The sequence below is a fragment of the Superficieibacter electus genome (assembly GCF_002915575.1).
Lineage (GTDB): Bacteria > Pseudomonadota > Gammaproteobacteria > Enterobacterales > Enterobacteriaceae > Superficieibacter > Superficieibacter electus.
On record NZ_PQGD01000025.1, the window covers coordinates 63302 to 74230 of the forward strand.

At 52.7% G+C, this 10929-nt stretch carries 9 protein-coding genes, 1 tRNA gene and 1 other RNA gene; 5 read left to right on the forward strand and 6 right to left on the reverse strand.

All coding sequences use genetic code 11. The annotated features are described in order from the left end of the window. Positions 1–8: 8 nt before the first annotated feature. The 5 genes from mprA to CHU32_RS23470 all read left to right on the forward strand — a co-directional run bounded on the left by mprA (position 9) and on the right by CHU32_RS23470 (position 5626). Positions 9–539: a transcriptional repressor MprA gene (gene mprA, locus CHU32_RS23450; RefSeq protein WP_103678461.1), complete on the forward strand. Its 531-nt coding sequence runs from the start codon at positions 9–11 to the stop codon at positions 537–539. Between the two features lie 126 nt (positions 540–665). Beyond that, the gene (gene emrA / locus CHU32_RS23455; RefSeq protein ID WP_103678460.1) at positions 666–1838 is read left to right on the forward strand and encodes a multidrug efflux MFS transporter periplasmic adaptor subunit EmrA; all 1173 of its coding nucleotides are present in this window, start codon (positions 666–668) and stop codon (positions 1836–1838) included. 15 nt (positions 1839–1853) lie between these two features. Then, positions 1854–3392, forward strand: coding sequence for a multidrug efflux MFS transporter permease subunit EmrB (gene emrB, locus CHU32_RS23460; RefSeq protein WP_103678459.1), 1539 nt, complete (start codon positions 1854–1856; stop codon positions 3390–3392). 414 nt (positions 3393–3806) lie between these two features. Next, positions 3807–4514 carry an RNA ligase family protein gene (locus CHU32_RS23465; RefSeq protein WP_103678458.1) on the forward strand — a complete coding sequence of 236 codons (708 nt, stop codon included), beginning with the start codon at positions 3807–3809 and terminating at the stop codon, positions 4512–4514. Next, positions 4511–5626 carry an AAA family ATPase gene (locus tag CHU32_RS23470; protein WP_103678457.1) on the forward strand — a complete coding sequence of 372 codons (1116 nt, stop codon included), beginning with the start codon at positions 4511–4513 and terminating at the stop codon, positions 5624–5626. Before CHU32_RS23465 ends, CHU32_RS23470 begins: the two co-directional genes overlap by 4 nt. 148 nt (positions 5627–5774) lie before the next feature. Here CHU32_RS23470 and CHU32_RS23475 read toward each other — a convergent pair whose 3' ends face one another. From CHU32_RS23475 to CHU32_RS23500, 6 genes are all read right to left on the reverse strand, one after another. Then, on the reverse strand, positions 5775–7133 hold the full coding sequence (locus CHU32_RS23475; protein WP_103678456.1) for a glycoside-pentoside-hexuronide (GPH):cation symporter: 1359 nt from the start codon (positions 7131–7133) through the stop codon (positions 5775–5777). A 321-nt stretch (positions 7134–7454) separates the two neighbouring features. Further along, the gene (gene luxS, locus CHU32_RS23480) at positions 7455–7970 is read right to left on the reverse strand and encodes an S-ribosylhomocysteine lyase (protein ID WP_103678455.1); all 516 of its coding nucleotides are present in this window, start codon (positions 7968–7970) and stop codon (positions 7455–7457) included. 224 nt (positions 7971–8194) lie between these two features. Further along, complete coding sequence (gene gshA, locus CHU32_RS23485) at positions 8195–9751, reverse strand: glutamate--cysteine ligase (protein ID WP_103678454.1); 1557 nt, start codon at positions 9749–9751, stop codon at positions 8195–8197. A 148-nt stretch (positions 9752–9899) separates the two neighbouring features. Beyond that, a complete protein-coding gene (gene yqaB, locus CHU32_RS23490) occupies positions 9900–10466 on the reverse strand; it encodes a fructose-1-phosphate/6-phosphogluconate phosphatase (RefSeq protein ID WP_103678453.1) in 567 nt (188 codons plus the stop codon). A 248-nt stretch (positions 10467–10714) separates the two neighbouring features. Beyond that, positions 10715–10791, reverse strand: a tRNA-Arg gene (locus tag CHU32_RS23495). A gap of 62 nt (positions 10792–10853) precedes the next feature. Then, a non-coding RNA gene (locus tag CHU32_RS23500) (RtT sRNA) lies at positions 10854–10929 on the reverse strand; the annotation flags it as partial.

Sequence of the window (10929 nt, forward strand, 5' to 3'; positions counted from 1 at the left end):
ATGCCCAAATGGATAGTTCGTTCACCCCCATTGAACAAATGCTGAAGTTCCGTGCCAGTCGCTATGAAGAATTTCCGTTTAAGGAAGTACTTCTGACTCGCCTGTGTATGCATATGCAGGGCAAGCTGCTCGAAAATCGTAATAAAATGCTGAAAGCGCAGGGAATTAATGAAACGCTTTTTATGGCGCTCATTACGCTTGAGTCGCAGGAAGATCACAGCATTCAGCCATCAGAATTAAGCTGCGCGTTAGGCTCATCCCGCACTAACGCCACCCGCATCGCCGATGAACTGGAAAAGCGCGGCTGGATCGAACGCCGTGAAAGCGATAACGATCGTCGCTGTCTGCATCTGCAACTGACGGAAAAAGGCCATCAATTTCTACGTGAGGTCCTGCCACCTCAGCACCAGTGCCTGCATAAACTCTGGTCATCGCTGAATACCACCGAGAAAGAGCAGCTTGAGCAGATCACGCGTAAACTTCTGACCCGTCTTGATCAGATGGATGAAGAAGGCGCAATTCTCGAGGCGTTGCGCTAACGTTTCGTGTCGCTCGCATATCCTGATTAAAAAGAAATTGACAGGCCAGCAGGCTAAAACTGCTGGCCTGTCTGACTAACTGGTCGGCATAAGCCGATGTGAAATAATAAGATCGTGGAGAATAACATGAGCGAAAATGCGGTGAATCAAACCCCGCAGCAACCGGTTAAGAAGAAGGGTAAGCGCAGACGCCTCCTTCTGCTGTTAACCTTGCTCTTTATTATTATTGCCGTGGCATGGGGAATTTACTGGTTTTTAGTCCTGCGTCATTTTGAAGAAACGGACGATGCTTACGTCGCAGGGAATCAGGTACAAATCATGGCTCAGGTGTCAGGCAGCGTGACGAAGGTCTGGGCTGACAACACCGATTATGTACAAAAAGGCGATGTGCTGGTGACGCTCGATGAGACCGATGCCCAGCAGGCGTTTGAAAAAGCGCAGACCGAACTCGCCTCCAGCGTGCGTCAGACCCGCCAGCAAATGATTAACAGCAAGCAGTTGCAGGCCAATATTAACGTGCAGAAAACTGCCCTTTCTCAGGCGCAGACTGACCTGAACCGTCGGGTGCCGCTCGGCTCTGCCAACCTGATTGGCCGGGAAGAGTTGCAGCACGCGCGCGATGCGGTTGCCAGCGCGCAGGCGCAGCTTGACGTGGCGATTCAGCAATACAACGCTAATCAGGCAATGATCCTCGGCACTCGTCTTGAAGATCAGCCAGCGGTAAAACAGGCGGCGACGGAAGTCCGTAATGCCTGGCTTGCGCTGCAACGTACCAAAATTGTCAGCCCGATGACCGGCTATGTTTCCCGCCGTTCAGTCCAGCCCGGCGCGCAGATTAGCCCCACCACCCCGCTGATGGCCGTGGTGCCCGCGACCAATCTGTGGGTAGACGCCAACTTTAAAGAAACCCAGCTTGCCCATATGCGCATTGGCCAGTCGGTTACCGTGGTCAGCGATATCTACGGTGACGATATTAAATACACCGGTAAAGTGGTGGGCCTGGATATGGGCACCGGCAGCGCCTTCTCGCTGCTGCCCGCGCAGAACGCCACCGGGAACTGGATCAAAGTGGTTCAGCGTCTGCCGGTGCGTGTCGAGCTGGATCAAAAGCAGCTTACCGATCATCCACTGCGTATTGGTCTGTCAACGCTGGTAACCGTTGATACCACCCATCGCGACGGGCAAATGCTGGCAAATCAGGCGCGTAAAGATCCGGCCTATGAAAGTAACGCCCGCGAAATCAGCCTTGAACCTGTTAACAAACTGATTAATGACATTGTGCAGGCCAACGCAGGGTAATTTAAGGTGAGCGTAATGCAACAGCAAAAACCGCTGGAGGGCGCGCAACTGGTCATTATGACCATCGCGCTGTCGCTGGCGACCTTCATGCAGGTGCTGGACTCTACCATTGCTAACGTCGCGATCCCGACTATCGCCGGCAACCTTGGCTCGTCACTGAGCCAGGGCACCTGGGTGATCACCTCGTTCGGCGTGGCGAATGCGATCTCCATCCCCATCACCGGCTGGCTGGCAAAACGCGTCGGGGAAGTGAAACTGTTCCTGTGGTCGACGGTGGCGTTTGCCATCGCCTCCTGGGCCTGCGGCGTCTCCAGCAGCCTGACGATGCTGATTTTTTTCCGCGTCATTCAGGGGATTGTGGCCGGGCCGCTGATCCCGCTGTCGCAGAGTTTACTGCTGAGTAACTATCCGCCTGCTAAACGCTCTATTGCGCTGGCGCTGTGGTCGATGACGGTGATCGTCGCGCCAATTTGCGGGCCGATCCTTGGCGGCTATATCAGCGACAACTACCACTGGGGCTGGATCTTCTTTATCAACGTGCCGATTGGCATTTTAGTGGTGCTGCTGACGCTGCAATCGCTGCGCGGACGCGAGACCCGCACCGAGCAGCGGCGCATTGATGGCGTCGGGCTGGGGCTGCTGGTGATCGGCATCGGCAGTCTACAAATCATGCTCGACCGCGGTAAAGAGCTGGACTGGTTTGCTTCCAGTGAAATCATCGTGCTGACGGTGGTTGCTGTGGTGTCGATTGCCTTCCTGATTGTCTGGGAACTGACCGACGATAACCCGATTGTCGACCTGTCATTGTTTAAATCGCGCAACTTTACCATTGGTTGCCTGTGTATCAGCCTGGCTTATATGCTCTACTTCGGGGCGATAGTTTTACTGCCGCAGCTATTGCAGGAGGTTTATGGCTATACCGCCACCTGGGCGGGGTTAGCCTCGGCCCCTGTTGGAGTGATCCCGGTGCTCCTGTCACCGATTATCGGTCGCTTTGCGCATAAGCTGGATATGCGCCGCCTGGTGACGTTCAGCTTTATTATGTATGCGGTGTGCTTCTACTGGCGGGCGTATACGTTTGAACCGGGCATGGATTTTGGTGCCTCGGCATGGCCGCAGTTTATTCAGGGCTTCGCCGTCGCCTGCTTCTTTATGCCGCTGACGACCATTACCCTTTCCGGCCTGCCGCCGGAACGTCTGGCCGCGGCGTCGAGCCTGTCGAACTTTACGCGAACGCTGGCCGGGTCGATTGGCACATCCATTACCACGACGCTGTGGACCAATCGTGAATCGCTGCATCACGCGCAACTCACCGAGTCGGTCAACCCGTATAATCCCGAGGCCCAGCAGATGTACGATCAGCTTCAGGGAATGGGGATGAGCCAGCAGCAGGCGTCCGGCTGGCTGGCGCAGCAAATTACCAATCAGGGATTAATTATCTCCGCCAACGAAATCTTCTGGATTTCAGCGGGTATATTTCTCCTGCTGCTCGGGCTGGTCTGGTTCGCAAAACCGCCGTTTGGCGCAGGCGGTGGCGGGGGTGGTGCCCACTAATTCTGAGGGGACCCTGTGGGTCCCCTCAGACTGCTGACAAACGTTATACCGTGGAATGATGCCTGGCGGCGCTTCGCTTGCACAGGCCTACGGGTTACTCATAACTTATTGATGTTGATGGTTTTTCGTAGGCCGGGTAAGGCGAAGCCGCCACCCGGCAAAAACGACGAACACTGTAGCAAAACAGGTTTGTCATCAACTCCGGGGACCCTGTGGGTCCTTTTTTTTGCAATCCCTTTTCAACCTGCGTATTATCTCCCCGCCCCGCTCTTTCCGTTCATTTTACAACCGGTGTCGGGCTTTCTGCCCGGTCGTTTTCCACTACCTGTTCTCCCGCTTTGTCGGGCAATCACGCTGATTTTTCACGCCTGCGGCGCGTGTACAGCATCACTAAAAACTGAATAATGGATTATCATGAATACCCAACGAAAATACGGGAGAACCTGGCATTATCCTTTCTCCCCCGGCACCACCAGCGATGATCGCATCAATGCCGATTATTGGCAGGATATACAGGCGATCTCCACACTGGTGCATACCGAAAAACTGGACGGCGAGAATAATTGTCTCAACCGCTACGGCGTTTTTGCCCGCTCGCATGCGGCACCAACCGAATCCGCCTGGACACATAACATTCGCCAGCGCTGGCAACTGCTAAAGCACGATCTCGGCGATCTGGAGTTGTTTGGCGAAAATATGTATGCCGTGCATTCCATTGAATATCACCGGCTTGAACAGGACTTTTACCTGTTCGCCGTGCGCTGTAAAGATATGTGGCTGAGCCAGGAAGAGGTGAAATTCTACGCCGCGCTGTTTGATTTCCCGTGTGTGCCGGAGATTATCATTGATCCGCCGGGAAACAATGAATCTGCCTGGCGTCAGCGCTTTCTGGCGCAGACCGACAGCCCGGGCGCGTTCGCGCCTTTCGATGTTCATACCGGCACGCCCTGTACGATGGAAGGTATTGTCAGCCGTAATGCTGACGCTTTCCCGGTCGACGCTTTTGCACATAACGTTTTTAAATATGTGCGTAAAAATCACGTTAAAACAACTCAGCACTGGAAGCGCCACTGGCGACGCGCGCGGATGATGTGGGAATTTCAGCCTGGAGAGAAGGCATGATCTGGACGATGACTCAGACTAAAACCTGGTCCGCCCTGCGTCAGCAGTTCACCTGGGTGGAAGAAATGCACGCTGTCCCGCAGGATGCGCTGCATCATGCGGAAGGCGACGTCGGCATCCATACCGCGATGGTGCTTGATGCGCTGCACGCTCAGGCGGATTACCAGGCCCTGGAACCTCAACCGCAGGCGCTGGTGTGGGCTGCCGCCCTGCTGCATGATGTTGAAAAACGCAGCACCACTCGCACTGATGAACAAGGTCGAATTTCCTCTCCCGGCCATGCGCGTAAAGGGGAACTGACCGCCAGGCAGATCCTGTATCGCGATATTCCCGCGCCGTTTGCCCTGCGTGAACAGATAGCCTCGCTGGTCCGCCTGCACGGTCTGCCGCTGTGGCTGCTGGAACGCCCTGCGCCGGAGCGGCTGTTACTTAGCGCAGCGCTACGCGTCGATACCCGGCTGCTGGCGATGCTGGCCCGCGCTGATGTCGAAGGCCGGATATGCGCAGACAAAAATGCGATTCTGGATCGCATCGCGTTATTCGAACTGTTTTGTCAGGAGCAGCAGTGCTGGGGGCAGGCGCGCGCGTTTCCTTCGCCTGCGAGCCGCTGGCACTATCTGACGCATCCGGGCAGCGCGCCGGGTTTCGAGCCGTGGATCGCGCAGCCTTTTGAGGTAATTTTGCTCAGCGCGCTACCGGGGATGGGCAAGGATCGTTATATCGCGGCGCACTGCCATGGTATGCCGGTCATTAGTCTTGATGATATTCGCCGCCGCCTCGGCGTATCGCCAGAGAACCGCGCGGCGACGGGGCATATCGTGCAGCAGGCGAAAGAAGAGGCCCGCGTGCTGCTGCGCCAGAAAACGCCGTTTGTCTGGAACGCGACGAACATTACCTCGCAGCTACGCTCGCAGCTGGTGTCGCTGTTCACCGCCTATGGCGCACAGGTTAAAATCGTCTATCTGGAAGTGCCGTATCAGCAGTGGAAGCAGCAAAATGCCAATCGGCAGCATGCAGTTCCGGAGGCGGTACTGCAACGCATGTTGACGAAGCTGGAAGTGCCGCAGCCCGATGAGGCGCAACAGGTGGAATATCATGTCGAAGATGGCTGAAACACCGCGACTCTGCCTGCATGGGGGCGTTATTTCTGATGGGACTGGCGTACAGTAAAAGGCTTTTTACGAATCCTGGATCAGCACCGGGGAAGTCTGCCGGCTTCCCCGCAAGGTCTGGTCACCTTTGAAAGGTCGTTACCTCACCTCAGGCTTGCTTATACTCACCTTTACTCAGGTCGTTAACAACACGATCCATTTTCTTTTCAGTAAGGCCATAAAACTTAATCGAAAATGCGGTCAAAATATAGAATACCGCAGGAATAACAGTAAAGAGCAATATCACACCCTGAGCAGCAGATGCCGATTGCGCCACATTCCCGGTGGCATATCCATACGCGGCCAGTACCCAGCCCAGGATCGCCCCACCCACAGCGACGCCAAGTTTGATAACGAAGATGTTGGCAGCAACGTTCATGCCCGTAATGCGGCGTTGTGTTTTCCATTCACCATAATTATTTGCGTCGGTAATCATCGACCATTGTAATGCACCGTTACCCCCCTGAATGATGGACATAACAATGTGTATTATCAGAATAGCAAACCAGAACGTCGACGGAACGAAGAAGCACAGTATGCCTATCGCCGCAGTTAATAAGTTAATCCAGAATGAGAACTTAATTTTACAAAATTTGGTTCCGAAGGGTTTCGCCAGTACAGAACCCAGCATGGATGCAAACATACCGCCCAGCATAAACACGCTGACGACATCCGAACCTTTATTCAATACGGTACCAATATAATACACTACCGCCCCGCCGCGCAGCACCACGGCAACCAGCATCATGAAGTTATAAATTGACAGAATCAGCCACTGGTCGTTTTTAAAGAGAATTTTCACATCGCGAGCGATATTCAAATTTTCTTCTTTGATCGGCTGTACACGTTCTTTGGTTGTCAGGAAACAAACAATAAACATCAGGCAACCCACCACGCCAAATATGGCCATGGAAACCTGAATGCCGGTTGGCCGATCTCCGGGATACAGATAATCAGCTAACGGCAAAATCATTGCCGTACCCAGCGCACCGCCGATAGGCGTAATGGCAAAACGCCATGACTGCAAGGATAAGTTCTCGCGAGGATCGGAAGTCAATGCCGCACCGAGCGAGCAGTAAGGAATATTAATTGCGGTGTACATTAAGGTCATAAAAATGTATGCCGCTACGGCGTACACCACTTTTCCGCTGTCCGAGAAATCCGGAATGGAATAAACCAGTACGCAACTTACGGCAAAGGGTACACAAATCGCGAGCAGCCATGGCCGGAAACGTCCCCAGCGTGTTGAGGTAGCATCCGCAATCGCGCCCATGATCGGATCGGTAATAGCATCAAGTAATCGAACAAGTAAAAACATGGTTCCCATTACGGCGGGAGGAAGGCCGTAAATATCGGTATAGAAATAAGCCAGAATTGCCACTGACGAGTCAAAAACGATATGACTTGCGGCATCTCCGAGGCTATATCCTACCTTTTCCCTGATAGATATCCTTTCACCATTAGACATAATAGCTCCTTTGCCATGTTGGTATGTAACCAACTTCTGTTAAGGCGCTATTTTTGCCATATATCGTCACCCGGGATCTATTATGTTTTTATGTTAACCGCTTATGTTTTTTTCTTTATGTGATCAAAGGACGACATTACTATTTTGGGGCGGCAACGTTATGTCTGGCAGTTCATGTTTCATTCTAAAAAAACCAGTCATGCATTCATAAAATAAATATATAATATAAGATTAATAATATAAAAAAAATAAAACATAACCCCGGTATTGGCGGGATTATGTTTTTATCACGTGCGTTTTTCCGTTATCAGACCGCCGATACTAGATATGCAGTTCCTGCAATTTCTCTTTCGGCAGCTTCAGCTCTTCATTGCTGTTGACGCGCACATCGCGGTCAAGAATATGACGCGCTATCTCCTGCGCTTCCGTCAGGGAGTGCATCTGGTAGGTACCGCACTGGTAAACGTTCAGCTCAGGGATCTGATTTTGCTCCTGAACTTTTAACACGTCACCCATTGCCGCTTTCCAGGCATCGGCTACGCGCTGCTCGTCAGGCGTACCAATCAGGCTCATGTAGAAACCGGTACGGCAGCCCATGGGCGAGATATCAATGATTTCAACGCCGTTGCCGTTCAGATGGTCGCGCATAAAGCCCGCGAACAGGTGCTCCAGGGTGTGAATACCCTTTTCCGGCATGACTTCTTTGTTCGGGATGCAGAAACGCAGGTCGAACACGGTAATGGTATCGCCGTGCGGCGTATTCATCGTTTTGGCAACGCGAACCGCAGGGGCTTCCATACGAGTATGGTCAACAGTAAAGCTATCTAATAGCGGCATTTCATCTCCTCCAGGCTATCGTTATCTCTGTTCATTCAGCAGGTTACACCCCTTTTTTAGATCTGAATTGTCAGGGTTACGGATAGCGTAATTTTTTTTAAATTAAAATGAACTCTTTGGTGCCGGGCGAGTCTTACTATATGAAAGACGCGCATTTGTTATCATCATCCCTGTTTTCAGAGATGTAAATTTTGGCCACAGTGATGTGGCCTTTTTCTTTTTTATCAGGCGTGTCTCGCCAGCAGTGCTTCAAATGGTTCGCTGTCTGCCGCTTCCAGCTTGCGCTGACGTTCCCATGAAGCCTTACCCTCGGTCACAAAGTCGTCTTCGCTCAGGATTTCCAGCGGCTCTTCCCGCAGCGCAGTACGATACTCTGCCGCCAGCTGTTTGCCGGTCCCGCCAATTCCTGTATCGATCATCATGCGTAAAATTCGCGCCGAGAAGGTCAGGTCCGGGTTATCAAAGCAGGCAACCAGTTCATCACACACCTTCTGATAAGCCTCAGAGCCTTCAATGCTATCCAGCGTTTGGGCAACCCGGCGCAAGTCGCGGAACAAATCCTTACCCACCTGCACCAGCGGGAACTGGGCGCTTTCACAACCAATACCTAACGTCAGCCCCGGCTTGCGGCCTTCAAGGATCACCCGGTTCCAGTTAGTACGTGTACATAATAGCTCATCGCTGCTCATTTCCGGCGCATCCGCCAGCGCACACCAGACCATAAACAGGTCCAGGAAACGTACCTGCTGCTCATCTACGCCGATTGGCGAGAACGGGTTGATATCCAGCGAACGCACTTCGATATACTCAATCCCGCCACGTAGCAGCGCATCCGACGGTGTTTCCCCGCTGCGAGTCACCCGCTTCGGCCGAATCGGGGCGTACAGTTCATTTTCAATCTGCAGAATATTACTGTTGATCTGCAGGTATTTACCGTCTTTTTGCAGGCCCAGCCTGGCGTACTCTTCAGAAGGCGTTTTAATCGCGCGCTTAAGGCCAGCTACATAGGTCTGTAAATCGTTAAAGGTGATACCGAGATTGCTTTGTGATTTATTGGTATAGCCGAGATCGCTTAAGCGTAGCGATGTCGCCCACGGCAAATAATACATCCCGCTTTCGGTTTTTTCGAAAGGCAGCGCCGTAGGTTTGCCCTGTAAGAAGGAGGAGCAGATCGCAGGCGATGCGCCGAACAGATAAGGGATCACCCAACCAAAACGATAATAGTTGCGAATAGAACGCAGGTAACCTGCTGAGATTTCCTCTTTGCCGCTTTCAACGTCCGTCACGCCACATTTTGCCTGCCAGAAGGCCATTGGCAGCGAGAAGTTGTAATGGACGCCGGAAATGGTCTGCATCAGCGCGCCATAGCGATTTTTTAAACCTTCACGATACAGTGTTTTCAGACGACCCATATTGGAAGTGCCGTACTGCGCGAGCTCAATGTCCTGACCGTTTTCGATGTAGCATGGCATACTCAGCGGCCACATCCGCTCATCGCCAATCTGACGGGCGGTATAGCGATGAATATCACGCATAAAACTCAGCATATGCTGGATATCGCCGTCAACAGGCGTAATGAATTCCAGTAAGGCTTCGGCAAAATCAGTTGTGATCCATTGATGTGTGAAGGCCGCCCCCAGTGTCTCAGGGTGCCCGGTGGTTGCCAGGGTGCCGTCTTCATTTACGCGCAGCGTCTCGCGCTCAAGGCCGCGTTGTATCCCCTTTATTGCCTGAGGATTTTTTTCCAGCCAGGCCAGCGCCTGTGATACGTCCGGGATCAAATTGACCTCCCGCCTGTCGAATTCATTGTAATAATCATAGTAGTGCCATCACGCCATACCTGCGGAAACAAACGCCCAAGAATAACGTTAGTTACCCCTTCAGCGCTATTAGCCATTGTTGCTATTCACATTAAATGTTCGGGAGTACTTAAAGTAGCCTGACGTCCACCGCATCCATTCCCGCCAGGCGCGCAGCCTGAAGGCCAAAATCAGCATCTTCAAACACCACACATTTTTCTGCGGCAACGCCCATACGTTCAGCGCATAAAAGAAAGGTATCCGGCGCAGGTTTGTGATTTTTAACATGATCGGCCGCCACCACGGCTGAAAAATAGTGGCGAAGATTAAGATGCGCCAGCAGCGCTTCGGCTATTGCACTTTCGCTGCCGGTGCCGACCGCCATCGGGCGACGGCCATGCCAGGCTTTAACTACCTCAATAAGCGGCAAAGGCTGCACGGTATCCAGCAGCATAGCTTTTACGGCGTCGGTTTTTTCCCGCGCCAGTTGATGAGGATCGAGATCGGCCTGATTAAGTTCGATAATCGCCTGCGCAATACGCCAGGTTGGGGAACCGTTCAGGGCTATCATCGCGTCCATATCAAAACGCAGGCCATAACCACTTAGGACAGTGTTCCATGCTTTTCGGTGTGTCGGTTCGGTATCGAGGATGGTGCCATCCATATCGAAAATCAAACCCTCATAACGCTCGTACATCGTGTTCTCACAAACCAAATGACAGGGTAATACTGTAGCGTAAATGGTGTTTTTTGTCGCTGCTGACAGAATGAGGAATTATCAGGAAGGGTCGGGCTGTTAACCAGGGGAATAATGGTGCATCCGGGAGGATTACTCGGCTGCGCCTCGCCCTGCGGGCCGTTGCTGTCGCAACGTTATCCTCCCTGGTGCCTGCGGATGATCCGCATAAAACGTAATAACCTGTTGGCTATTAACCAGGGGAATAATGGTGCATCCGGGAGGATTCGAACCTCCGACCGCTCGGTTCGTAGCCGAGTACTCTATCCAGCTGAGCTACGGATGCATCGGAATTGCTTTTATACTACAGATTCAATGTCACTCATCATGCCGCAACATTGAAGGAGATGGTGCATCCGGGAGGATTACTCGGCTGCGCCTCGCCCTGCGGGCCGTTGCTGTCGCAACGTTATCCTCCCTGGTG

Excerpts from the sequence above, each read along its gene's own strand:
- mprA (WP_103678461.1), top strand. The coding sequence starts at position 9 with ATGGATAGTTCGTTCACCCCCATTGAACAAATGCTGAAGTTCCGTGCC.
- emrA (WP_103678460.1), top strand. The coding sequence starts at position 666 with ATGAGCGAAAATGCGGTGAATCAAACCCCGCAGCAACCGGTTAAGAAG.
- emrB (WP_103678459.1), top strand. The coding sequence starts at position 1,854 with ATGCAACAGCAAAAACCGCTGGAGGGCGCGCAACTGGTCATTATGACC.
- CHU32_RS23465 (WP_103678458.1), top strand. The coding sequence starts at position 3,807 with ATGAATACCCAACGAAAATACGGGAGAACCTGGCATTATCCTTTCTCC.
- CHU32_RS23470 (WP_103678457.1), top strand. The coding sequence starts at position 4,511 with ATGATCTGGACGATGACTCAGACTAAAACCTGGTCCGCCCTGCGTCAG.
- CHU32_RS23475 (WP_103678456.1), bottom strand. The coding sequence starts at position 7,133 with ATGTCTAATGGTGAAAGGATATCTATCAGGGAAAAGGTAGGATATAGC.
- luxS (WP_103678455.1), bottom strand. The coding sequence starts at position 7,970 with ATGCCGCTATTAGATAGCTTTACTGTTGACCATACTCGTATGGAAGCC.
- yqaB (WP_103678453.1), bottom strand. The coding sequence starts at position 10,466 with ATGTACGAGCGTTATGAGGGTTTGATTTTCGATATGGATGGCACCATC.